Raw genomic sequence first — 23,417 nt, 5'->3', positions numbered from 1 at the left:
CACCGATCATCCGGGCAGCAGCACCATCACGTCGGGCTCGCGCCCGGTGGCGAGGGTGCCCTGGACCCGACGGCCCTCGAGATCGACCACCGCGATCCGGTCGTCCTCCAGGGCCGCGAAGGCCAGCGGGCTCGACGGGTGGCGGGCGAGCGCCACCGGCGCAGCCCCGAGCGGCACGACCGCCATCTCCTTGAGTGCGGGATCGAGCAGCGACAGGCTCTTCTCGGCGTAGTTGGCGAGGATCAGGTCGCCCTCCGGCCCGCAATCGACCCGCACCACGTCGCCCCGCGTCGGGACGCTGCGGGTCACCGTCATCGCCTCGGTGGCGAGCGCCGCCAGCGTCGCGCCGCGGCGGTGGGCGACGTAGAGCGTCGCCTCGTCGGGGGAGAGGGCGTTGCCCTCCGGCCACGGGCCGGTGGCGGCGATGCGGGGCGCCTCCGCGGGCGCGAAGGGCCGCACCCGGCTCACGGTGTTCGACAGGATGTTGGCGACGTAGGCCGTCTCGCCGTCCCGCGACAGCGAGAAGAGGTGGCCCTTGATGCCGCCGGTCGCCACCGCCCGGTCCGGGCGCTCGGCCCGCTCCGGCGCGTCGATGCCGAGGAGCACGTCGCGGTCCTCGCTCAGCACCATGAGCCGGTCCCTCGCGTCGAGGCGGATCCCGTGCAGGCGCCGGAACGGCCCGCAATCGATCGTGCGGGCGAGGCTGCGGGCGGCGAGATCGACGACGTAGACGGCATCGCCCCCCGGGCCCGGCGTGGTCGAGGACTTGGCGCCGTAGAGCGCCACGTAGGCGCGGGTCCCGGCCCGGTCGACGACGAATTCGTGCGGATACTCCCCCGGCAGCTCGACCCGCCCGGTGCGCCGGCCGCTGGCGAGCTCGTAGAAGCTCAGGGCGTGGTCGCCCTTCTCCATCACCAGGAGGGTGTCGGACCGGCCGGCCGCGCCCATGGGTGCGGCTTGCACGGGCGTGCCTTGGGCGGCTGCGCCCTGCGCGCGCGCGGCGCCGGTCAGCGGTCCGAGGGCGAGGGCGGCGAGGCCCGACAGGCAGAGACGGCGGTCGATGGCGGGGGGCATGGCGGTTCCTCGATCGTCCCCGACACAACCCCGCCGTCGCGTCACGGTTCGCCCCGCCCGCGCGGTGCCTCGCCTGGTCGTGGCGGGCGCGCCACACCGGCCGGTGAACGCGGCCGGATCCACCGAGGGTCGCAGCCCCGTCATGGAATGACACGCAGCCTCCGACATATCTGGTGCGAGGATCCGGCCATGTCTCACCCCACCCGCCCGCCGTCGCGCCCGTCCTGGCCGATCGCCGTTCTCCTGCTCGCCTGCTGCGCGAGCCTGCCCGCCGGCGCGGTCGAGGGCCCGCCCGGCCCCTTCGGCGAGAGGCTGACCATCGACGAGAAGGGCATCACCCTGAAGTTTCCCGACGACGCCGCGACCCTGCGGATCGGCGGGCGGCTCCAGCTCGATTTCGGCACCGGGCGGGTGCAGCAGCGCGGCTTCGGCACGGTGTTCGACACGCCGATCGCCGTGCGCCGCTCCTGGATCGAGAGCTACCTGACGCTCGGCAAGGAACTGGAGCTCGCCTTCCAGTACGATTTCGCCGAACCGAACCGGCCGATCAACGACGCGGTCGTCGCCTACAAGGGCTTCCAGAACGTCATCGTGGCGATCGGCAACATGAAGGAGCCGTTCAGCCTCGACCAGCTGATCTCGGACAACAACACCCTGTTCACCGAGCGCTCGCTCGCCGACGCCTTCGCGCCGGCACGCAACTTCGGCTTCGCGATCGGCACCCACGGCGAGCGCTGGACCGCGGTGACGAGCGTGTTCGGCGGCAACATCAACAACGCCGCCATCGGCGACCAGGGCGTCGCCTCGACCACCCGCCTGACCTACGCGCCCTACCTGAGCCAGGACGGCAACGACGTCCTGCATCTCGGGGTCGCCGGCAGCTACCGCTCGCTGCCGAACGACGGCAGCGCGCTCACCCTGTCGAGCCGCTCCGAGGCGTTCCTGTTCGCGCGCCAGTTCGTCAACACCGGCGCCATCCGCGACGCGACGAGCATCGGCCGCATCGGGCTCGAGGCCGCCTGGCAGGCCGGGCCGTTCCGGCTCCAGGCCGAGTACATCCTGACCGAGATCGGCCGCTCGGGCGGGGCGCCGTCCCTGAGCTTCCAGGGGGGCTACATCCAGGCCGGCCTGCTCCTCAACGGCAAGGGACGGCGCTACGCGATCGCGCCGAAATACGCCACCGAGTACGCGGTGTTCGGCGGCGTGGAGGTCGAGGAGGCGCAGCGCGTCAGCCGCGGCGGCACCGGGGTGTTCGAGCTGGGGCTGCGCTACAGCGCCATCGACCTCGAGGACCGCGCCATCCGCGGCGGCATCGAGCAGGACTTCACCGCCGGCGTGAACTGGTACCCGGACCGCAACATCCGCTTCGTGTTCGACTACGTCCGCTCCCACACCTCGCCCTCGCCGGCGAGCCTGAACTTCAACCGCCGGACCATCGACGCGGACGTGTTCATCGGGCGGGCGCAGCTCTACTGGTGAGGGATCCCGCGACCGGGGAGAGCGGCGATCGGCCGTCCCGCATTCGATCGGTCTCGACGGCGACCGACGACGGAGCCGGCCGGCCCCGTACGGGATCGGGAACCGCCGACGCCCCGCCGGGGCCCGACGCCGGCTACGCCGGGCGCCTCAGCGCCGGCTCACCCGCATCGGCATGCCCTCGGACGGGCGCAGGGTGATGCGCTGCTTGAGCACCGGCAGGTAGCCGGGCCGGAGCGAGAAGCGCAGCGAGCGCACCAGCACCGCCAGGATCGCCACCGCCTCGGAGAGCGCGAACCCCATGCCGATGCAGATGCGCGGGCCGGCGGCGAAGGGCAGGTAGGCGTAGCGGTCGCGGGCCTTGGCGGCCTCGGGGGCGAAACGGGCAGGGTCGAAGCGCTCCGGCTCGTCCCACAGCGCCGCGTGGCGGTGCACGGCGTAGATCGGGATCGTGATCGGCGTGCCGGCGCGCACCGGTATCCCGTCGAGGTCGACGTCGCGCAATGCGGCCCGCACCACCACCGGCACCGGCGGGTAGAGCCGCATCGCCTCCAGGATCACCTGGCGGGTGTAGGGGAGGGCGTCGACGTGCTCGGGCGCGAGCGGCCCCCCGGCGGTCGCCGCCTCGACCTCGGCGGCGATCAGCGCCTCGCTCTCCGGGTGGTGGGAGAGGAGGTAGAGCGCCCAGGTGAGGGCGAGCGCCGTGGTCTCGTGCCCGGCGGTCACGAAGGTGAGCAGGTTGTCGGCGACGTCGCGGTCGTCCATCGCCTGCCCGGTCTCCGGGTCGCGGGCGGCGAGCAGGAGGCTCAGGAGGTCGTTGCGCCCCTCGGTGCCGGTGCGGCGCCCCTCGGCGGCGAGGCGCAGCAGCTCGTCGCGCAGGTAGGTCTTGGCCCGCTCGGCCTTGGCGCGACCCGGGAACGGCAGCCAGGCCGGCGCCCGCAGCAGCGTGAGGGCGACGACCCAGCTGGTCGATTCGAGGTAGTCGGTGATGCCGCGCTCGACCCGGGCCGCGTCGATCCCGCCGGCGCCCGGCAGCATGGTCTCGACGATGATCTCGAAGGTGGTGCGCATCATCGTCTGGGCGAGGTCGACCTCGGCGCCCGAATCGGCCGCCAGCGCGTCGCGGGTGCGCTCGGCCGCCGCGATCATCGCCGGCACGAAGCTGCGGATGCGCTCGGCCCGGAAGATCGGCGCCGCCGCCCGCCGCTGCCAGCGCCAGCGCGCGCCGTCGGCGGTCAGGATCGCGTCGCCCAGCGCCGGCGAGAGGGCACGGCGCAGGACCTCCGACTTCTCGAAGGCGTCGGCATCGTCCACCATCACCCGGCGGATCAGGTTCGGCGCCATCACGAACAGGCTGGAATTGCCCAGAACGGTCGAGGTGTAGACCGGCTCGCGGTAGATCGTCTCCGGCCAGGCCTCGAGGGGGTTGCGCACCACGGTGCTCAGGAAGCGCCACGGCCCGAGCGGCTGGGCCGGCGGCGTGATCCGGGCGAGGACCGGCCGGGGCCCCTCGGGGGCCGGACGGACGTGGGACGGATGCGCGTTCATGGCTCGCCTGGGTTCGGTGGTCCCGACGGGCACCGGGAGCCCGGAGGTTGTCTACCCGCTTCTGGGCGCGAGCGTGACCGGGAAACGCATTCCGGCCGGTGCGCGTTGGCACACCGCGCGGTGCCACGCTCACGGGAGAACCCGGGCCCGCCGGACCGGAGATCCGCCGATGCAGGCCGCCTTCGACAGGACCACCCTCGACCAGTTGGTCGCTCTCGGCCGCAGCCGGGGCGAGCTCACCCCCGACGACCTGCGCCGGGCCCTGCCGGTCGACCGGATGAGCGCCGAGGACATCGCGCTGGTGCTGATCGAGCTGGAGGAGGCCGGGATCGCGGTCGATCCCGACGAGATCCTGCTGCAGGGCGGCGGACCGCCGTTGCCCGCCGGCGCGATCCGGCTGCCCGAGCCGCCGGCACCGGCCCCCGCCGCGCCCGCGCCGGAACCGCCGCCCGCCGCGGCCGCAGCCGCGACGGCGGCCGCCCCGGACCGGGTGCCGCCGCCGCCCGCCCGTGGCGGCGCCCACCGGGCGGTGATCCTGGCGGGGCTCGCCGCCCTCGCGCTCGCCGTCCTTGTCCTGACGCTGTGGACCCTGCGCGGCTGAGGGCGCGGCCGGCGTGGTCGGCCGCGGCGCGGCCGCTATATCCCGCCCTCCCTCGACCAAGGATTCCGCGCGCATGACCGGCCCTGCCTACCGCTTCGGCATCGAGGAGGAGTTCTTCCTGGCGGACGCCGCCACCCGGGGCACGCCGGGCCAGGGCGTCCGGGGCTTCCACGCCGCCGCCAAGGCGCTGCTGCCGGCGGCCGAGCGCGAATTGCTGCAGAGCCAGATCGAGATCGCGACGCCGCCCGCCACCACGCCCGCGGAGGCGCTGAGCGGGCTGTCGGCCCTGCGCCGCGGCCTCGCCGAGATCGGGCGGGCGCACGGGATCCTGGTCTTCGGCGCCGGCACCCATCCGGGCGCGGCCTGGGACGCGCAATCCCCGACCGACGGGGCGCGCTACGACGGCATCCTCGACGCGGTGCGGATGATCGGGCGGCGCACGCTGGTGAGCGGCATGCACGTCCACGTCGAGGTAGCGCGGCCCGACGAGCGGGTCGACCTGATGAACCGTCTGCTGCCGTTCCTGCCGGCGCTGCTGGCGCTCTCGGTCTCCTCGCCGTTCTGGGAGGGGCGCGACACCGGCCTTGCCGGCTACCGCCTCAGCGTGTTCGGCGAGATGCCCCGCACCGGGCTGCCGGACCTGTTTGCGAGCACGGCGGAGTTCGAGCGCTTCGTGTCGGTGATGAAAGCCGCCGGGGCGATCGAGGATGCGAGCTTCCTGTGGTGGCACCTGCGGCCCTCGATCCGCTACCCGACGCTCGAATTGCGCATCGCCGACAGCTGCACCCGGGTCGAGGACGCGGTGGCGATCGCGAGCCTGTACCGCTGCCTCGTGCGCGCCGCCGAGCGCCGGCCGGACCTGAATGCCGCCCTCGACGGGGTTGCCCGGGCGGTGATCCGCGAGAACCTGTGGCGGGCCCAGCGCGACGGCGTGCGCGCCGCCCTGATCGACGCCGGGGCCGGCCGCGCCGTGCCGTTCGGCGAGGCGATCGAGGGTCTGCTCTCGCTCGTCGCCGAGGACGCGGCGGCGCTCGGGTGCGAGGACGCCCTCGACGACGCCCGCCGCATCGCCCGCGAGGGCACCAGCGCCGACCGCCAGCGCGCGGCCTACGCGGCGGCGGGCGGCAGCGACGGTTCGGGAATCGCCGCGGTGGTGGACGGTCTCGCCCGGGAGACCGAGGGGCGGGCGGCGTAGGGCGGGGCGCGTCCCCGCCGCGGCGCCGACGAAGGCCTGCGGCGGCGACCGGCGCCGTCGCGGGTCCGCACGCGGTCGATGGCGGCCACGCTCGCTTTGGACGGTGCCCGACCGCCGCGGGCCGTCCACGCGCGGCATGGACCACGGCCGGATGGACCACGGCCGGCAGCGCGACATGACCTCGGACTCCTCTCTCCTGCCACGAGTCGCATAAGCAGCATTATGGAACTTTAACGGGATCGGCAGGCCGGGACGCGCGACCGGGACACGCCCGGTTTCCCTTCATGCCGACGCGAATCGGGTGCATGATGCCACCATGACCGAACTCCTCGAACACGCCATCGAACGCGTCCGCACCCTCTCGCCCGAGGCACAGGACGATGTCGCCCGCGTCATGCTGGCCGTCCTCGACGACGAGCCGGGGCTCGTCGTTCTCGACCCCGATGAGAAGGCGTCGTTCGCCAAGTCCCTGGCGCAGGCCGCCCGGGGCGAATTCGCGAGCGACGAGCGGATACGAGCCATCTGGGCGAAGCACGGCCTGTGAGGTTGCGCTACACGCCCGAGGCGGCGGACGAACTCGAGCGGATACTGGACGGGGTCGCCGAGAAATCCCCGTACGGCGCCCGCCGCGTCCAGGCCCGCATCCAGGCGGCGATCGGGCGCTTGCTCGAACAGCCCGGCAGCGGACCACCGACCGACCTTCGTCCCATGCGCAGGACCTTGGCGAGCCCCTACCTGATCTTCTACGTCGCGACCGCGAGCGAGATCGTCGTAGTCGGCATCCGGCACGGCGCTCGCGACCCCGCCCCGATGCCGGACGCGCCACGACGACCCGCATGACGACCCGCATGACGACCGCCAACCTCTTCGCCGGCCTGCCCGCTTCGCCGCAGCCCGACGAGACGACCGACGTGCTGGCGCAAGGACCGTACGGCCGCGTCGAGCGGATCGTCTCCACCGGCCAGGCGAGCCCGCCGGGCTTCTGGTACGACCAGCCCTTCGACGAGTGGGTCGTGCTGCTCTCGGGAAGCGCCGGCCTGCACCTGCACGGCGAACCGGCGCCGCGGCGGCTCGAACCCGGCGACCACCTGACGATCCCGGCCCGCCTGCGCCACCGGGTCGAGTGGACGAGCCCCGACGAGGCGACCGTCTGGCTCGCGGTCCACCTCCGGCCGGCCGATCAGCCGTCGACCGCGAGCGAGAGCCCGTCATAGGCCGGGACCACCCCGGGCGGCAGGCGCCGGCGCAGGGTCTCGTAGTCGAGGTCGGTGTGGAGGTTGGTCAGGACGGCGCGGCGCGGCGCCACCTCCTCGATCAGCGCCAGGGCGTCCGAGACCGAGAAATGGGTCGGATGGGGCGAATCGCGCAAGGCATCGACGATCAGGAGGTCGAGGTTGCGTAAAGCGGCCTTGGCGGCGTCCGGCATCGTGCTCACGTCCGGCGCGTAGGCCGCGTCGGCGAAGCGGAACCCCAGCGCCTTCTCCTGGGGCCCGTGCTCCATGACGAAGGCCGTGGCGGTGACGGGACCGCCCGGGCCCCCGACGCTCACCGGCGCGCCGGCCTCGAGCGCGTGCAGGTCGAGGATCGGCGGGTAGAGGCTGCCCTCCCGCGAGGTGAAGCAATAGGCGAAGCGGGCGCGCAGCAGGTCGGAGGTCGTGGCGTCGGCGTGGACCGGGATGCGCCGGCGCATGTGGATCACCAGCGGGCGCACGTCGTCGATGCCGTGGGTGTGGTCGGCGTGGGAATGGGTGAACAGGATCCCGTCGAGGCGCGCCACCGCGGCGTCGAGGAGCTGCTCGCGCAGGTCCGGAGAGGTGTCGACCAGCACGGTCGTCGCCTCGTCGCCGGCCTCCCGGCGCTCGACCAGGAGCGAGCAGCGCCGGCGCCGGTTCTTGGGCTCCGCCGGGTCGCAGGCGCCCCAGCCGTAGCCGACCCGCGGCACGCCGCCCGAGGAGCCGCAGCCCAGGATGCGAAGGGTCAGGGTCGGCATGCGGTCGGAGCCCTCAGCTGTGTGCGGCGGCCTTGTCGAACAGGCGGTAGAAGTTGGCGGTGGTGAGGGCCGCGAGCGCCTCGGGCGCGAGGCCCACGGTCTCGGCCAGCACCCGGGCGGTGTCGGCGACGAAGGCCGGCTCGTTCGGCCGGCCGCGATGCGGCACCGGCGCGAGGTACGGCGCGTCGGTCTCGACCAGCAGGCGGTCGTGCGGCACGCCCCTGGCGATGTCCCGGATCTCGTCCGAGTTGCGGAAGGTCACGATGCCGGAGAACGACACGGAGAGGCCGAGCTCGACCCCCACCTCGGCGAGCCGCCGCCCCGACGAGAAGCAGTGCAGCACCGCCTTGAACGGCCCGCGCGCCATCTCCTCGGCGAGGATCGCCGCCACGTCCTCGTCCGCCTCGCGGGCGTGGATCACGAGCGGCAGCCCGCTCTCGCGCGCCGCCGCGATGTGGGTGCGGAAGACCTTCTGCTGCACGTCCCGGGGGGCGTAATCGTAGTGGTAGTCGAGCCCGGCCTCGCCGATGCCGATGCAGCGCGGATGGCGCGACAGGGCGACGATCTCGGCCGCCGGCACGTCCGGCTCCTCGCCGGCCTGGTGCGGGTGGGTGCCGATCGTGAACAGCACCTCGGGGTGGGCCTCGCTTAAACGCCGGTAGGTCTCGAACCGGGCGACCCGGGTCGAGATCGTCACCATGCGGTCGATCCCGGCCGCCTTCGCCCGGGCCAGCACCTCGGGCAGCCGCTCGGCGAGGCCGGGCGAATCGAGGTGGCAGTGACTGTCGACCAGGCTCACGCCTCGGGCTCCACGTAGCGCGGGAAGATCGGGCTCGGCGCCGGCAGGGCCGTGCCGGGCGCGAGGCGGTGATCCGGCCCGATGGCGGCGAGGTTGCGCGCGTCGGGCGCCACCGCCAGCAGGTCGAGGAGCCGGGCGGCGGCGCTCGGGATGAAGGGCTGGACCAGGATGCCGACCGCCCGCAGCACCTCGGCGGTGGTGTACAGAACCGCCTCCATCCGGGCCGGGTCGGTCTTGCGTAAGCTCCAGGGCTCCTGGCCGGCGAAGTAGCGGTTGGCCTCCGCGACGACCGCCCAGATCTCGGAGAGCACCGCGTGCAGGGCGAGGTCCCGCATCAGCCCCCTCGCCTTCTCCGGCAGCGCGTCGGCGAGCGCCAGCAGCGCCCGGTCGGCGGCGGACGGCTCGCCGGCCTGCGGAACCTGACCGCCGCAATTGCGGGCGATCATGGTCAGCGAGCGCTGGGCGAGGTTGCCGAGGTCGTTGGCGAGGTCGGCGTTGAGGCGGTTGACGATCGCCTCGTGCGAGTAGCTGCCGTCCTGGCCGAACGGCACCTCGCGCAGCATGAAGTAGCGCAGGGGGTCGACGCCGTAGGCCTCGGCGAGCGCCGTCGGGGCGACGACGTTGCCGAGCGACTTCGACATCTTCTCGCCCTTGTTGAGCAGGAAGCCGTGGCCGAAGACGCGCTGCGGGACCGGGAGACCGGCCGACATCAGGAAGGCCGGCCAGTACACCGCGTGGAAGCGGATGATGTCCTTGCCGATGACGTGGAGCGCCGCCGGCCATTGGCGCCAGCGCGGCGCGCCCTCGTCGGGAAAGCCGCAGGACGTGATGTAGTTCGTCAGCGCGTCGACCCAGACGTACATGACGTGGGCCGGGTTGCCCGGCACCGGCACGCCCCAGTCGAAGGTGGTGCGGCTGACCGACAGGTCCTGCAGGCCCGAGCGGACGAAGCTCGTCACCTCGTTGCGGCGCGAATCGGGGCCGATGAAGTCCGGGTTCGCCTCGTAGAGGGCGAGCAGGCGCTCGCCGTAGGCCGAGAGCCGGAAGAAGTAGCTCTCCTCCTCGACCCACTCGACCGGCGTGCCGGTCTTCTCGGCCCGGCGGCTGCCGTCGGCCAAGGTGACGAGCTCGGCCTCGTCGTAATAGGCCTCGTCGCGGACCGAGTACCAGCCGGCATACTTGGCGAGGTAGATGTCGCCGTTCTCCTCCATCCGGCGCCACAGCGCCTGGGCCGAGGCGACGTGGTCGGCGTCGGTGGTGCGGATGAAGCGGTCGAAGGAGCAGTCGAGCTGCTCGGCCATGGCGCGGAAGCGCGGCGCCATGTCGTCCACGAAGGCGCGCGGGCTGATCCCGGCCTTGGCGGCGGTCTGCTGGATCTTGAGGCCGTGCTCGTCGGTGCCGGTGGTGAAGAACACGTCGTAGCCGTCGAGGCGCTTGAAGCGCGCGATGGCGTCGGCGGCGATCACCTCGTAGGCGTGGCCGATATGCGGCACCCCGTTGGGGTACGAGATGGCGGTGGTGATGAAGAACGGCTCGCCCGCCACGGCTGGTTTCCCGGTATGAAGGATTCGGATCGGGCCCGCCCGCGAGGCGGCGCCCGTCCGTGCCTTAGAGCAAATTCGGGCAGCGGTGCCCACCCCCCGCGAGGGCGTTCCCGCCCGCTCCGCCGCGCGTCAGGCCCCGACGGCCTGGCGGAACGGCTCGTCCATCGGCGCGTCCCGGTGGCGCGCCGCCCGGTCGAGGCGCACCGCGTGGTTGATGATCGCCATGTGGGTGAAGCCTTGCGGGACGTTGCCGCGCTGCTCGCCCGACCCCGCGTCGATCTCCTCTGCGAACAGCCCGAGGTCGTTGCCGCGGGTCAGCAACCGGGCGAAGAGCGGCTCGGCCTCGGCCATGCGCCCGGCGAGCGCCAGGCAGCCGACGCGCCAGAACGCGCAGGCCGCGAAGGTCGCCTCCGGGTGCTCGAAGCCGTCGGCGTTGCGGTAGCGATAGAGGAGGTCGCCGTCGCCGAGCCCGGCGCTCACCGCCTCGAGCGTCGCGGCGACCCGGGGCGAATGCGGCTCGAAGGCACCGAACAGCACCGTGCGCAGGACCGCGGCGTCGAGGTCGTCGGAGCCGTAAGCCTGGGTGTAGGCGCCGACGCGGGGGTTCCAGCCCTTGTCGTGGTACTCGGCCCGGATCTCGGCGGCGACGCGCCGCCACTCCTCGACCCGCTCGGGGGCCGCCACCTCGACGGCCTCGGCGATCTGCACCGCCCGGTCGAGGGCGACCCAGAGCATGCCCTTGGTGTGGAGGATCTGGCGCGTCTCGTCGCGCAGCTCCCAGATGCCGTGATCGGGCGCGTGGCGGCAGCGGATGACGTGGTCGGTGAGGTGGCCGAGCGCCTCGGGCAGGTGGTCGTTGACCTTCACCGGCGGGTCGTAGTCGACGGCGTCCAGGAAGGCGTGGAGCGCCACCAGGAACTCGCCGTAGATGTCGTACTGGTGCTGGCCCGAGGCCGCGTTGCCGATCCGCACCGGGCCGACCCCGCGCCAGCCGCGCAGGTGGTCGAGGATCTCCTCCTCCGGCACGCGTCCGTTGATGCCGTACATCAGTTCCAGGTCGCGGCCGCGGCTGTGGTCGGCGTCGCGCAGGAAGCGCAGGAACTCCGCCGCCTCGCGCACGTAGCCGAGATTGACGAAGGCCGTGACGGTGAAGCTCGCGTCCCGCATCCAGACGTAGCGGTAGTCGAAGTTGCGCGTGCCCGGCACCGCCTCCGGCAGGCTGGTGGTGGAGGCCGCGATGATCCCGCCCGAGGGCGCGTGGGTCAGGAGCTTGAGCACCAGCGCGCTGCGCAGCACGCTGTCGCGGTGCGGCCCGTCATAGGTGCAGCGCCCGGACCATTCGTGCCAGTAGTCTTCCGTCGCCGACAGGCTCGCGGCGGCGTGCCCGATGTCGCCGTCGTCGTCCTTCCGGTGGGCGAGGACCAGGGACACCCCCTCCCCGGCCCGCAGGGCGAACGCCGCCTCGACCCGGTCGCCGGTGACCGCGAGCGGCACCGTGGCGGCGACCCGCACGCCCTCCGGCTTCGAGCGGCGCCGGCACAGCACCGTCCCGCCCGCCTCGGGCTCGAGGACGGCGCCGTCGCGGGCGTAGTCGAAGGTCGGACGCACCCGGAAGCGCCCCGACACCGTCCCGGCCTCGCAGGCGGCGATCCGCACGATCCGGCCGTGGGGGGCGCCGTCCGGGCCCTCGTCGGGCACCTCCGCCAGGGGGTGGAGCGGCATGAAGTCGGTGAGCCGGAGCGTCCCGGTCGCGGTGACGAACACCGTCTCCAGGATGGTGGTGCCGGGCCGGTAGGCCCGGCGCGTCTCGCGCAGGCCGTCGAGGAGGATCTCGCAGGCCCCGCCCTTGTCCTCGTCGAGGAGGCGCAGGAACACCGCAGGACTGTCGTGGCAGGGCCAGCACAGCCAGTCGATCGATCCGTCCCGGGCGACCAGCGCCGTCGTGCAGGTGTCGCCGATGACGGCGTAGTCCTCGATCGGCCGGTCCGTCACGTCGCCTCGCACCCAACACACGTTAAAGCGCGGGGGTAACGGTCCGTCGGGGACAGGGTTTCGGGCCGCGACGGTTTGCGCCGCACCACGCCCCGGCGCCCGGTCGGGCGAGGTCCCCGGCTCGAGCCCCCGGCCGGACCCGCCGGGTCCGGGTCAGTCGACCCAGGTGCAGGACACCGCCAGCGACGCGACGCCGAGCACCGCCCGGGCCTCGTCCCGGATGGTGACGAACAGGTGCAGCCGGTCCTGGCGCCGGGCCTCGTCGCGGGCGATGTCGGCCAGGATCCGCATGGCGTGGGCCTGGGCGGCCTCGCGGCTCGGCCACTCGCTGCCCTCGTCGTCGCGGTGCGACAGGTCGTGGTCGTTGATGTCGAAGAAGTAGCGCGGCACGGGCGGCCCCTGGAGTGTCGAGAAGGCCGCCGGGCGGAAGATCCCGGATCCCGCCGGCCGGTCTCGCCGATCGGGGCGCCTCGAGGCTTCACTTAAGACGCAACGGCATCGTCTGCCCTCGCAAATGTTTATCGAACGCTGATTTCCCCCGGCACGCAAACACGCACATGAATTACCAGGTTTAGACCTCGCGAACGGGCGCGAATGCCGGCCCGCGCCGATCCGCGGCCGGGCCGCCCTGGCCAAATCCGCTGGCCGGCGATAAACTCGTGCGAGTGCTTTCCCGTCCGCCCGGGCGCGTCGGCAATCCCCGGATCGCCGCCGTCGCCCGCCGGACCGCGACGGCTCCGGGGTTCCTCGACACCGACCCATCCCCTGCGGCGCGCGGGCCTTCCGCCTCGTTCGCCGTCGCTCCGGCGGCGGGCGCGGCCCGGGCGCCGACCGAGAAGGACAGCGCCCTGCGGCTCTCGCTCTACACCGACCTGTCGCTGCGCCTGCTGCTCTATCTCGGGGCGGTTGAGGGCGGCGGCTGGACGACGACGCCCGCCGTCGCGCGCACCTTCGGGGTGTCGCTGAACCACCTCCAGAAGGTGGCGCGCGGGCTCACGGGGGCGGGCTACATCGAGGCCCGGCAGGGCCGCTCCGGCGGGGTGCGCCTGGCCCGGCCGCCGGCGGAGGTGCGCCTCGGCGCCGTGGTGGCGGAGCTGGAGGGCCTCGGCTGCCTCGTCGAGTGCGGCCGCGGCCCCTGCCCGCTCGCCGGGCGCTGCCTGCTGAAGACCGCGCTCGACGCGGCCGAGCGGAGCTTCATCCGCGAGCTCGACCGCTTCACCCTGGCGGACGTGCTGGCCGGCCCGACCGGGGCGACCCTGCGCGACCTGATCGGGCGCGACGCCGAGGGGGCGGGAGAGCCGGGCGCGTAGCACCCCGCCGGCCCGGGGATCGCCGCCTCACGCCGCCTCGCGGGCGGCCCGGCGCTCGGCGGCGGCGGCCTGCCAGATCTCCAGGGCGGCGTCGGCGTTCATCGCCGCGATGCCGAGGCCGACCACCAGGTCGGGCCAGGGGGCGAAGCCGGGCCAGGTCGACAGGGTGGCGGCGGTGACGAGCCCGGCCGCCACGATCGCCACGTTGGCGACCGCGTCGTTGCGGGCCGACAGGAAGGCCGCCCGGGTCAGGCTGCCGCGGCCCTCGCGGTGGCGCGCCAGCATCACGGCGCAGGCGAGGTTGACGGCGAGCGCCCCGAGCCCCGTCAGGGTCAGGGGCACCGGATCCGGGGCCGTGAAGGCGCAGAACTTCTGCCAGGCGGTCCAGGCCGCGGCGAGCCCCGGCAGCAGCAGGATGCCGGCCATCGCGGCGCCGAGCCGGGCCCGCGCCGCCGGCCGCCAGCCGAGGCCGGCGACGATCAGCAGGTTGAGCGCCGCATCCTCCAGGAAGTCGACGCTGTCGGCCACCAGCGCCACCGAGCCGATCGCCACCGCCACGCTCGCCTCGATCCCGAAATAGCCGAGATTGAGCAGGGCGACGCGGCCCACGGTGGCACGCAGGCCGGGATCGGTGTCGGAGGGGGTCACGGGGCGGGCCTCGCGCGGATGGCGGCCGGTCGTCTATGCCCCGGCCGGGCGGCGCCGGCCAGGGGGCGCGCGCCGCACGACGCCGCATCGGTGCCATGCCGGGCCGGCGGTTGCACCGGGCCCCCGCGCCGGCTTCACTGCCGTCAGCCGCCGGCCACAGGCGGAGATCCGCCGGGACACGGCGGGCACCCACCGAGACGCGGTGGGCCAGGAGGAGACGACCATGCCGCATTCATCGCCGCCCCCGTCCCCGGGGCGGATGCCCCGCCGCCTCGTCCTCGGCGGGCTCGCGGCGGCACCCGCCGCCCTGGGTAGCACCCTCTCGGGGTCCGCTGCCTCGGCGGCGCCCGCCGCCTCGCAAGCGGCCCCGCCCCGTCTCGCCATGGAGGAATTCCGCCTCCCCGGCCCGGAGGACGGGGTCTCGGTCTACCTGCGCAACAAGCGCCCGGCCGGGACCGAGCGGTTCGCGCCCGACCGCATCCTGCTCTACGTCCACGGCGCGACCTACCCGGCCTCGACCGCCTTCGACCTGCCGCTCGCCGGCCTGTCGATGATGGACTACCTCGCGGGGCTGGGCTTCGACGTCTACCTCGTCGACCTGCCGGGCTACGGCCTCTCGGGCCGCCCCGCCGCGATGGGCCGCCCGGCCGCCGACGGAAAACCCTTCATGCGGACGAGGGACGCCGCCGCGGTGGTCGGACAGGCGGTCGACTTCATCCGCCGGCGGCGCGGGGTGGACAGGATCGACCTGATGGGCTGGTCCTGGGGCACCTCGACCATGGGGCTCTACACCAGCACCCACAACGACGCGGTCAACCGCCTCGTCCTCTACGCGCCGCAATGGCTGTCGCGCACGCCCTCGCTCCTCGGCACGAGCGGGCCGCTCGGCGCCTACCGGAGCGTGAGCCGCGACAGCGCCAGGGAGCGCTGGCTCAAGGGCGTGCCGGCGGACAAGCAGGCGGACCTGATCCCGCCCGGCTGGTTCGAGCAATGGGCCGACGCCACCTTCGCGACCGACGCCGCCGGGGCCGCGCAGACGCCCCCGGTGCTCCGGGCGCCGAACGGGGTGGTGGCCGATTCGCAGGACTACTGGCAGGCCGGCACGCCGCTCTACGATCCCGGCGAGATCCGGGTGCCGACCCTCGTCATCCACGCCGAATGGGACGCCGACCTGCCGAGCTACCAGGCGCAAGAGTACTTCGCCCGCCTCACCCGCACGCCCTACAAGCGCTTCGTGGAACTCGGCGAAGGCACCCACACGGTGATGATGGAGAAGAACCGGATGCAGTTCTTCCGCGAGGTCGCCGCCTTCCTGACCGAGGCCGATCCGCAGGCGCTGAACTGAGCGCGGAAACGACGAAGGACCGCCCCGGAGCCCCCGGGGCGGTCCTTCCGATGCGTCGGTCCCGTGCGGGCGTCAGGCCGCCCGCACGGTGTCGAGGAAGCGGGCGACCTCGGCCGAGAGCTGCTCGGACTGGCGCGACAGCTCGGAGGCCGCCGAGAGCACCTGGCTCGCCGCCGCGCCGGTCTCGTCCGCCGCCCGGGCGACGCCGGAGACGCTCGCCGTCACCTCGCCGGTGCCGGCGGCGGCGTCCGAGACGTTGCGGACGATCTCGCGGGTCGCCGCGCCCTGCTCCTCCACCGCCGCGGCGATCGCGGTGGCGACGCCCGCGATCTCCTCGATCCGCGCGGTGATGCCGCCGATCGCGCCGACCGCCTGGCCGGTCGAGGCCTGGATCGCCGCGATCTGGCCGGTGATCTCCTCCGTCGCCTTGGCGGTCTGCCCGGCGAGTTCCTTCACCTCCGCGGCGACGACCGCGAAACCGCGCCCCGCCGCACCCGCGCGGGCCGCCTCGATGGTGGCGTTCAACGCGAGCAGGTTGGTCTGGGCGGCGATCGACGAGATCAGCCCGACCACGTCGCCGATGCGGTGGGTCGCCTCGGTCAGCGCCTGGACCTGGGCCGCGCTCGCGCCGGCCTCCCGGACGGCGGCGCCGGCGAGCCGGGCCGAGCCGTCGACCTGGCGGCCGATCTCGTCGACCGAGGCGCCGAGCTCTTCCGCCGCCGCCGCCACCATGCCGACATTCGAGGCGGCCTGGGCGGCGGCCGCGGCCGCGCCGCCCGACTGGCCGGCGGTCTCCCGGGCGGTGACCGTCATGGTCCGGGCGGTCGCCTGCAGCTCGGTGGCGGCGGCCGTGACCGCGCCGACGATGCCGCCGACCGCCCGCTCGAAGGCGTCCGCCATCGCGCGGGTCGCCTGCCGGCGCTGCGCCTCGGCGCCGGCCCGGGCGAGCGCGGTCTCCTCCTCGAGCGCCCGGGTGCGGACCAGGTTGTCGCGAAACACCGCGAGCGCCCCCGCCATGGCGCCGAGCTCGTCCCGGCGGCCGGCGCCCGGGATCGCGGTCGCGGCCTCGCCCTCGGCCAGGCGGCGCATCGCGCCGGTCATGCGGCCCAGCGGCCGGACGACGCGCACGAGGCAGAACAGCACCGCCGCGAGCGTGACGAGGACCGACACCGCGAGCATCGCGACGGCGTTGCGGGTGGCCTCGGCCCGCTCGGTCCGGGCGGCCTCGCCGGCGGCGGTGCCGGCGGCGGCGTTGAGGGCGACGAGCTTGCCGGCGGTGTCGATCGTGGCGCGGTAGGTCGCGTTCATCGGCCCGCGGAAATAGGCGTCGATCTCGGCCTGGCTCGGAAGCCCCTTGAGGCGGGCCCAGTCGGCCCGGAAGGCCGCGATCCTGGCGCTCAGGCTCCCGAAGATCTCCTCCTCGGCCGGCGAGCTGATCAGCCCCCGGTAGCGCGCCATCCGCTCGCCCAGCGCCGCGTCCATCTCGGAGAAGCTCTTGGTGGCGAGCGCCTTCTCGGCCTCGCCGTCGGCGGTGATGAACCGGAACTGCCAGAGCCGCGCGCGCATCACCAGGGCGTTGATCGCATGCGCCTCGTTGATCGAGGGCACCGCGTCGTCGGCCAGGGTGGCGATGCGGGCCTCGATCGAGCCGAGCTTCCACAGGGAGAGGCCGCCCTGGGCCAGGGTCAGCAGCAGGAGGATCCCGAACAGGCCGGTGAGGCTGCTCTTCAGGGACAGACGCATGGGACAAGCCGTGGGTGAGCGATCGTCGGATCGCGCTCTTGTCGCGCCGGCACCGCTAAAATTTTATTAATGCGTCGCAACTCCGAAATGAAGTCGCACAGCCGAAGAGAAGAAGATCAGATCAATTCTTGCTCGCCTGATAGCGCCTGAACCGGACCGATGACGAAACGGAACGCGGCGGATCCACGCCAGCAACGCCGCACGTCCGGGCGCCTTTCTCTCGGTGAGGCGCGGGCCCCGGCCGGGCCGCCGCCGGTGCCGCCGCCGCGGTGGCGCCGCCCCTTCCGACCTTTCGCCAGTGGATTTCCGGCCCCGTCCCGTGCGACCCCGAGGGACCCGGCGGGACGGCGGAGCCCCGCGCGCCCGGCCGCGGCCCCAAGACGTCCACCGGGAGCGACGCCGATGATGCCCGAACTGCGCGTGCTGTACTTCGAGGACCTGAGCGTCGGGCTGTCCGAGACGCTGTCGAAGACCATCGCGACCTCCGACGTGGTCGGCTTTGCCGAGATCACCGGCGACCGCAACCCGATCCACCTCTCGGAGCACTTCGCCGCCCGCACCCCGTTCGGCACCCGCATCGCCCACGGCCTCTACACCGCCGGGCTGATCTCGGCGGTGCTCGGCACCCGCCTGCCCGGCCCCGGCGCGATCTACATCAGCCAGAGCCTCAACTTCCGCGCGCCGGTGCGCATCGGCGACACGGTGGACGTCACCGTCGAGGTGGCCGAGCTGGTGCCGGAGCGCCGCCGCGCCCGCCTGACCTGCACCTGCGCGGTCAACGGCGAGACGGTGCTGGACGGCGAGGCCCTGGTGAAGGTACCGACCCGGGCCGAGGCCGACCCGCTCGCCGCCCGCAAGGGCTGATCCCCAGAAGGGCCAGAACCCGGACCGCATGACGCCGATCCCCGTCGACGACCCCGCCGACCCGCGCCTGTCCGCCTACACGCAGATGCGCGAGCGCGACCTCGTCGGGCGCGAGGGCCGGTTCATCGCCGAGGGCGAGGTGGTGCTGCGGGTGCTGCTCTCGGGCGCCGCCCGGTTCCGGATCGAGTCGGTGCTCGTCTCGCCCGAGCGGCTGCCCGGGCTGGCGCCGGCGCTCGCCGGCCTCGCCGCCCCCGTCTACGTCGCCGCGAAACCCGTGATGGGCGCGGTGGCGGGCTTCCCGATCCATCGCGGCGTCCTGGCGGTGGGCCTGCGCGGGCCCGAGCCCGACCCCGACGCCCTGGTGCCGGCGAGCCCGGCCCTGCTCGTCGGCCTCGTGGGGCTTGCCAACCACGACAATGTCGGCGGGCTGTTTCGCAACGCCGCCGCCTTCGGGGCCGACGCGGTGCTGCTCGACGCGGAAACCTGCGACCCGCTCTACCGCAAGGCGATCCGGGTCTCGGCCGGCACGAGCCTGACCGTCCCCTTCGCGCGGCTCCCCACCGGCGACGCCCTCCTCGCTCTGTGCGAGCGCCACCGGCTCACGCCCCTCGCCCTGTCGCCGCGGGGCGAGGACATCGGGCGCTTGCCGCCCCTGCCCCGGGCGCTCCTCCTGCTCGGCGCCGAGGGCCCCGGCCTGCCCGAGGCGCTGATGGCCCGCGCCCGCCGGGTGGCGATCCCGATGGCGCCGGGGGTCGATTCGCTCAACGTCGCGGTGGCCGGCGCCGTGGCTCTGCACCGGCTCGGGGGTGAGCGGCTGGCGCCGATCTGATCGGGCGGCAACGCCAAGGACCGCGCGTCGGACTGCCCGTCGACGCCCCGCCACACCCCGGCGAAAAACCCCGTCTCACCCCGCCGCGACAATGCGCAACCATTGCCGACTCACCGTCGCGCACCACAACTAGGCCGTACGCACGGACATGCGTCTCGGTCTGGCAGGAGGTGGAGCGTTGTTGCAGCCGCGGGATGGGTACCGCACCCTGTCGGGGCGGCGGGCGGTGGTGGTCGGGGCGGGGCCGGGCGGCCTCGCGGTGGCGCTGATGCTCGCGCGCGACGGCGTGCAGGTGACGGTGATCGAGAAGGAGGATTGCGTCGGCGGGCGCACCCGCACGGTGACGGCGCCGGGCGGCTACAGGTTCGACATCGGGCCGACCTTCTTCCTCTATCCGCGCATCCTGGCCGACATCTTCGAATCCTGCGGCGAGCGGCTGGAAGACCACCTCACCCTCGAGCGGCTCGATCCGCAATACCACCTCGTCTTCGAGGGCGGCGGCGAGATCAAGGCGACGCCGGACGTGGAGCGGCTCGAGGCCGAGATCGCCCGCATCGCGCCCGACGACGCCAAGAACGTGCGCCGCTTCCTCGAGGACAACCGCCACAAGCTCGCGGCCTTCATCCCGGTGCTGCAGCAGGCCTGCGACTCGCTCCGCAGCTTCGCCTCGCCGGCGATGCTGGCGGCCCTGCCGCTGCTGCGCCCGCACGCCACCGTCGACCGCGACCTGGCGCGCTACTTCAAGGACCCGCGGGTCCGCCTCGCCTTCTCGTTCCAGACCAAGTACCTCGGGATGTCGCCGTTCCGGTGCCCGAGCCTGTTCACCATCCTGAGCTTCCTCGAATACGAGCACGGGGTCTACCACCCGGTGGGCGGCTGCGGGGCGGTCTCGGAGGCGATGGCGGGGCTCGCCCGCCGCATGGGCGTCGAGATCAAGCTCGGCACGAGCGTCGACCGGGTGCTGTTCGAGGGCAAGCGCGCCGTCGGGGTCGAGGCCGGGGGCGAGCGCATCGCCGCCGACGCGGTCGTCATCAACGGCGACTTCGCCAAGGTCGTGCCCGAGCTCGTCCCCGAGGCGCGCCGGCCGCGCTGGCGCGACGCCAAGGTGGCCAAGGCCCGCCTCTCCTGCTCGACCTACATGCTGTATCTCGGCATCGAGGGCCCGATGCCGGAGAGCCTCGGCCACCACACCATCCTGCTGTCGGAGGATTACGCCCGCAACATCCGCGAGGTCTCCGACGGGGTGCTGCCGATGCAGCCCTCGGTCTACGTCCAGCACGCCGGCTACACCGACGGCGGCATGGCGCCCCCGGGGCATACCAGCCTCTACGTGCTGGTGCCGGTGCCGAACCTGCGCGCCGGGATCGACTGGGCGAGCGTCGGCCCGTCCTACCGGGCGCTGGTGCTCAAGCGGCTGGAGAAGCTCGGGCTCACCGACATCGAATCCCGCATCCGCTACGAGCGCGTGGTCGACCCGACCCAGTGGCGCGACGAGTTCGACGTGTACGAGGGCGCGACCTTCAACCTGTCGCACGACCTCCTGCAGATGCTCTACTTCCGGCCCCACAACCGCTTCGGGCCCGGCCTCTACCTCGTCGGCGGCGGCACCCATCCGGGCTCCGGCCTGCCGGTGATCTACGAGGGCGCCCGCATCACCGCCCGGCTGATGGCCGAGGACCTGGCGCTCGGGACGGTGCCGGCCCGCGGCCTGCCGCTCGCGGCCGCCCCGAGCCTCGGGGAGGCCTCGTGAGGGGGCCTCTCGCGCTGATAGCGCTTCTGGCCCTGGCGGGGTCGGCGTGGGCCGCCGACCTCGCGATCGAGGTCGACGGGGTCGAGCCCGGCGCCGGCCGGGTCTTCGTCGCGCTCTGCACCGGGTCGCTGGCCGAGGAGGCCTGCCGCATCGGCCAGAACGGGCCGGCCTCGGGCCCGAGCCTGCGCTTCGGCTTCACCGGCGTGCCGCCGGGCAGCTACGCGGTGGCGGCGTTCCAGGACCTCGACGGCGACGGCCGCCTCGGCCGCACGCCCCTCGGCCTGCCGACCGAGCCCTACGGCTTCTCGAACGGCGCCGGCCGGCGCGGCCGCCCGGATTTTCCCGCCGCCGCCTTCCGCCTGCCCGAGCTGGGCGCATCGCTGCGGGTGCGGCTCACCCGCGCCCTGCCGGCCCGGTAGGTCCTGTCCAGGGTGGGTCCTCCTGCGCACCGGCGTCCCTCCCCGGGAATGCCGCAAAGCTCTGCTGTGGTCGGAGCCATGACACCCGATCCGGCGGCGACCGTCCGCGACCTCGCCTTCTCGTACCGCAACCGGCGCGTCCTCGATCGCGTCGACCTCGTGTTCGCGCGGGGCGAGACCGTGGCGTTGCTCGGCCCAAACGGCGCCGGCAAGACCTCGCTGATGCGGCTCCTCGCCGGCCGCCTCGTCCCGGAGCGTGGCGGCGTGCGGGTGGCCGGGGGCGATCCCGGACGCTCCTCCGCGGTGCGGCGCGCCATCGCCTGGGTGCCGCAGGAGATCGCCCTCTACCCCCGGCTCACCGTGCGGGAGAACCTCGAGGTCTTCGCCCGCCTCCTGGGCCTGCCCCGGGCGGCGCGGGCGCCGGCGGTGGCCCGGGCGCTGACGCGGACCGGCCTCGACGACGTCGCCTCACGCCTCGTCGGCGTGCTCTCCGGCGGCTACCAGCGCCGGGCCAACATCGCGGCGGCGCTCCTCGGCGAGCCCGCCCTCGTCCTCCTCGACGAGCCGACGCAGGGCGTCGACCAGGCCGCCCGGGCGGCGATCCACGCGGTGCTCGAGCGCCTGCCGGAGACCGGCGCCGCGCTGCTCGTCGCCACCCACGACTTCGCCGAGGCCGAGCGCCTCGCCGGGCGGGTCCTGGTGCTCCAGGACGGGCGCATCCGCCTCGACGGGCGCCTCGCCGACCTGCTCGCGCGCCTGCGCGCCGGCCCGCCCGAGCACGAGGTGGCGCTGGCCGAGGCCGCCGGCCCGGCGGGGGCGGCCGCTCTGCGCCAGGCCGGCTTCCATCCGGCCTCGCCGCTCGTCTGGCAGACCGACCGGCGGGCCGGCGACGCGGTGGCGGGCGGGCGCGACGGCGCGGCGCTCCTCGCCCACCTGCGCCGCCACGGCGTGCCGGTGCGGGAGATCCGGGTGCGCGAGCCGGGGCTCGACGTGCTCTACCGCGACGTGACCGCGGGCGAGCCCCCGGCGGACCTTCGCCCCGTGGAGGCCGTGGCATGATCGTCGCCGCGTTCCGGGTGATGCTGCTCACCCTGTGGCGCGACCGCGCCGCCCTGGTGATGGCCTTCGTCCTGCCGACCGTGATCTTCTGCGTCTTCGCGGCGATCTTCTCCGGCGCCGTCGGCGAGCGGATCCGCATCCAGGTCGGGCTCCTCGACCAGGCCCGCACCGCCACGACCGGACGGCTCGTCGCCGCCCTCGAGGCCGACCCGGCGCTGCGCACGAGGCGCCTCGACGGCGACCCCGTGACGGCGGTGCGCCGGGGCGAGGTCGACGTCGCCCTGGTGCTGCGCGGCGACCTCGCCGCCGGCAGCACCTCGGCCGACGCGCCGATCCTCGTCGTCGAGAGCCCGGCACGCGCCCTCGCCACCCCGATCGCGCTGGGCCAGGTCCAGCGGGTCCTCAACGAGGCCCTGCCCGACGTGGTGCTGTCGCGGGTCGTCGCCGACGTCGAGCGCACCGGCAAGATCGGCCCGGACGAGCGCGCCTTCCTCGACCGCGCCTTCGCGGAGAGCCGCGAGAAGAAGGAGGCCTTCTCCTTCGCCGCCCTGGTCGCCCGCACCTCGACGGCCGAGGGGCATGGCGGGCCGGACGGGGGCAACGCCCGCGTCGCCTACTATGCCGGGGCGATCGCCGCGGTGTTCCTGATGTTCGCCGCCATGCAAGGTGCCCTGTCCCTGGTGGAGGAGCGCCAGTCCGGCCTCGCCGACCGCCTCGCCGCCGCCCCCGGCGGCCTGCCGGTGGTGGTGCTCGGCAAGTTCCTGTTCCTGGTGCTCCAGGGCACCGCCCAGGGCGGCCTGATCTTCGCGGCCGCCGCCCTGGTCTACGGCGTCTCGGTCGGCCCGCACGTCGTGGCCTGGCTCGTCACCGGGGTGCTGGTCGCCGCCATGGCGGCGGGCCTGGGGCTCGCCGCCTGCGCGGCGGCGCGGACCCGCCAGCAGGCCCACCTCGTCTCGACCTTCGGGGTGCTGCTGCTCTCGGCGGTCGGCGGCAGCATGGTGCCGCGCTTCCTGATGCCGCCCTGGCTCCAGAGCCTCGGCTGGTTCACCCCGAACGCCTGGGCGATCGAGGCCTACCAGGCGGCCCTGGCCGAGGGCGCCGGCGGCGCCTGGCCGGCCTGGGCGGTGCTGGCGGGGCTGGCCGCCGCGGGTTTGGGCGTAGCCTTGGCCCTCACGGTGCGGCCGTCCCCCGGGCCGGCGCGGGCGTGACGGCGCCTCGGCGCCGGCCCCGT

23 protein-coding genes are annotated in these 23,417 nt (G+C 74.1%); 14 read left to right on the top strand and 9 right to left on the bottom strand.

Translation table 11 applies throughout. The features are described from left to right. Positions 1 to 6: 6 nt before the first annotated feature. Positions 7 to 1,074, bottom strand: coding sequence for a YncE family protein (locus BMX97_RS28535; protein WP_091754540.1), 1,068 nt, complete (start codon positions 1,072 to 1,074; stop codon positions 7 to 9). Between the two features lie 189 nt (positions 1,075 to 1,263). On the opposite strand from BMX97_RS28535, the gene BMX97_RS28530 reads away from it, so the two are divergent. Further along, complete coding sequence (locus BMX97_RS28530) at positions 1,264 to 2,553, top strand: OprO/OprP family phosphate-selective porin (protein ID WP_091754539.1); 1,290 nt, start codon at positions 1,264 to 1,266, stop codon at positions 2,551 to 2,553. A 147-nt stretch (positions 2,554 to 2,700) separates the two neighbouring features. Here BMX97_RS28530 and BMX97_RS28525 read toward each other — a convergent pair whose 3' ends face one another. Next, positions 2,701 to 4,098: a cytochrome P450 gene (locus BMX97_RS28525; protein WP_091754538.1), complete on the bottom strand. Its 1,398-nt coding sequence runs from the start codon at positions 4,096 to 4,098 to the stop codon at positions 2,701 to 2,703. A 169-nt stretch (positions 4,099 to 4,267) separates the two neighbouring features. Between BMX97_RS28525 and BMX97_RS28520 the strand changes: the two genes are divergently transcribed. The 5 genes from BMX97_RS28520 to BMX97_RS28500 all read left to right on the top strand — a co-directional run bounded on the left by BMX97_RS28520 (position 4,268) and on the right by BMX97_RS28500 (position 7,108). Further along, positions 4,268 to 4,699, top strand: a complete 432-nt coding sequence (locus BMX97_RS28520; protein ID WP_091754537.1) for an RNA polymerase sigma factor region1.1 domain-containing protein — start codon at positions 4,268 to 4,270, stop codon at positions 4,697 to 4,699. Between the two features lie 73 nt (positions 4,700 to 4,772). Continuing rightward, positions 4,773 to 5,894, top strand: a complete 1,122-nt coding sequence (locus BMX97_RS28515) for a carboxylate-amine ligase (protein WP_091754536.1) — start codon at positions 4,773 to 4,775, stop codon at positions 5,892 to 5,894. A gap of 316 nt (positions 5,895 to 6,210) precedes the next feature. Next, positions 6,211 to 6,438: a hypothetical protein gene (locus BMX97_RS28510; RefSeq protein ID WP_091754535.1), complete on the top strand. Its 228-nt coding sequence runs from the start codon at positions 6,211 to 6,213 to the stop codon at positions 6,436 to 6,438. Then, positions 6,435 to 6,734, top strand: a complete 300-nt coding sequence (locus BMX97_RS28505) for a type II toxin-antitoxin system RelE/ParE family toxin (protein WP_091754534.1) — start codon at positions 6,435 to 6,437, stop codon at positions 6,732 to 6,734. The genes BMX97_RS28510 and BMX97_RS28505 overlap by 4 nt, the downstream gene beginning before the upstream one ends. Continuing rightward, on the top strand, positions 6,731 to 7,108 hold the full coding sequence (locus tag BMX97_RS28500) for a cupin domain-containing protein (RefSeq protein WP_244538687.1): 378 nt from the start codon (positions 6,731 to 6,733) through the stop codon (positions 7,106 to 7,108). Before BMX97_RS28505 ends, BMX97_RS28500 begins: the two co-directional genes overlap by 4 nt. Here the strand turns inward: BMX97_RS28500 and BMX97_RS28495 are convergent. The 5 genes from BMX97_RS28495 to BMX97_RS28475 form a co-directional block, all read right to left on the bottom strand. Beyond that, a complete protein-coding gene (locus tag BMX97_RS28495; RefSeq protein WP_091754533.1) occupies positions 7,075 to 7,884 on the bottom strand; it encodes an MBL fold metallo-hydrolase in 810 nt (269 codons plus the stop codon). The two genes, BMX97_RS28500 and BMX97_RS28495, sit on opposite strands and share 34 nt — an antisense overlap. A gap of 13 nt (positions 7,885 to 7,897) precedes the next feature. Continuing rightward, positions 7,898 to 8,683 carry a TatD family hydrolase gene (locus tag BMX97_RS28490; protein WP_244538686.1) on the bottom strand — a complete coding sequence of 262 codons (786 nt, stop codon included), beginning with the start codon at positions 8,681 to 8,683 and terminating at the stop codon, positions 7,898 to 7,900. Next, complete coding sequence (metG, locus tag BMX97_RS28485) at positions 8,680 to 10,227, bottom strand: methionine--tRNA ligase (protein WP_091754532.1); 1,548 nt, start codon at positions 10,225 to 10,227, stop codon at positions 8,680 to 8,682. Before metG ends, BMX97_RS28490 begins: the two co-directional genes overlap by 4 nt. 129 nt (positions 10,228 to 10,356) lie before the next feature. Next, entirely contained in the window at positions 10,357 to 12,231 is a 1,875-nt protein-coding gene (locus tag BMX97_RS28480; protein ID WP_280142823.1) for a glycoside hydrolase family 15 protein, read from the bottom strand. A gap of 141 nt (positions 12,232 to 12,372) precedes the next feature. Beyond that, the gene (locus BMX97_RS28475; RefSeq protein WP_091754530.1) at positions 12,373 to 12,609 is read right to left on the bottom strand and encodes a DUF6894 family protein; all 237 of its coding nucleotides are present in this window, start codon (positions 12,607 to 12,609) and stop codon (positions 12,373 to 12,375) included. Between the two features lie 269 nt (positions 12,610 to 12,878). Here BMX97_RS28475 and BMX97_RS28470 point away from each other — a divergent pair, with 269 nt between their 5' ends. Continuing rightward, a complete protein-coding gene (locus BMX97_RS28470; RefSeq protein WP_244538685.1) occupies positions 12,879 to 13,529 on the top strand; it encodes an RrF2 family transcriptional regulator in 651 nt (216 codons plus the stop codon). A 27-nt stretch (positions 13,530 to 13,556) separates the two neighbouring features. Here BMX97_RS28470 and BMX97_RS28465 read toward each other — a convergent pair whose 3' ends face one another. Further along, positions 13,557 to 14,177 (bottom strand): cation efflux transmembrane domain-containing protein, encoded by a 621-nt coding sequence (locus BMX97_RS28465; protein ID WP_091754529.1) that lies wholly within the window; start codon positions 14,175 to 14,177, stop codon positions 13,557 to 13,559. A 223-nt stretch (positions 14,178 to 14,400) separates the two neighbouring features. On the opposite strand from BMX97_RS28465, the gene BMX97_RS28460 reads away from it, so the two are divergent. Then, a complete protein-coding gene (locus BMX97_RS28460; protein ID WP_091754564.1) occupies positions 14,401 to 15,522 on the top strand; it encodes an alpha/beta hydrolase in 1,122 nt (373 codons plus the stop codon). A gap of 72 nt (positions 15,523 to 15,594) precedes the next feature. On the opposite strand, the gene BMX97_RS28455 is transcribed toward BMX97_RS28460, so the two are convergent. Beyond that, positions 15,595 to 17,265 (bottom strand): methyl-accepting chemotaxis protein, encoded by a 1,671-nt coding sequence (locus BMX97_RS28455; RefSeq protein ID WP_091754528.1) that lies wholly within the window; start codon positions 17,263 to 17,265, stop codon positions 15,595 to 15,597. 402 nt (positions 17,266 to 17,667) lie between these two features. Between BMX97_RS28455 and croR the strand changes: the two genes are divergently transcribed. From croR to BMX97_RS28425, 6 genes are all read left to right on the top strand, one after another. Beyond that, positions 17,668 to 18,129 carry a 3-hydroxybutyryl-CoA dehydratase gene (gene croR / locus BMX97_RS28450; RefSeq protein ID WP_060847665.1) on the top strand — a complete coding sequence of 154 codons (462 nt, stop codon included), beginning with the start codon at positions 17,668 to 17,670 and terminating at the stop codon, positions 18,127 to 18,129. Positions 18,130 to 18,157: 28 nt separating this feature from the next. Next, positions 18,158 to 18,958, top strand: coding sequence for a TrmH family RNA methyltransferase (locus BMX97_RS28445; protein WP_091754527.1), 801 nt, complete (start codon positions 18,158 to 18,160; stop codon positions 18,956 to 18,958). Positions 18,959 to 19,136: 178 nt separating this feature from the next. Beyond that, positions 19,137 to 20,708, top strand: coding sequence for a phytoene desaturase family protein (gene crtI / locus BMX97_RS28440; protein ID WP_091754526.1), 1,572 nt, complete (start codon positions 19,137 to 19,139; stop codon positions 20,706 to 20,708). Then, a complete protein-coding gene (locus BMX97_RS28435; RefSeq protein WP_091754525.1) occupies positions 20,705 to 21,127 on the top strand; it encodes a DUF2141 domain-containing protein in 423 nt (140 codons plus the stop codon). Before crtI ends, BMX97_RS28435 begins: the two co-directional genes overlap by 4 nt. Before the next feature lie 78 nt (positions 21,128 to 21,205). Further along, the gene (locus BMX97_RS28430; RefSeq protein ID WP_091754524.1) at positions 21,206 to 22,186 is read left to right on the top strand and encodes an ABC transporter ATP-binding protein; all 981 of its coding nucleotides are present in this window, start codon (positions 21,206 to 21,208) and stop codon (positions 22,184 to 22,186) included. Continuing rightward, a complete protein-coding gene (locus BMX97_RS28425; RefSeq protein WP_091754523.1) occupies positions 22,183 to 23,394 on the top strand; it encodes an ABC transporter permease in 1,212 nt (403 codons plus the stop codon). Before BMX97_RS28430 ends, BMX97_RS28425 begins: the two co-directional genes overlap by 4 nt. Positions 23,395 to 23,417: the final 23 nt, after the last annotated feature.

It is taken from the genome of Methylobacterium sp. ap11 (assembly GCF_900110515.1).
Lineage (GTDB): Bacteria > Pseudomonadota > Alphaproteobacteria > Rhizobiales > Beijerinckiaceae > Methylobacterium > Methylobacterium ajmalii.
This window is presented reverse-complemented; position numbering and strand designations above follow the sequence as displayed.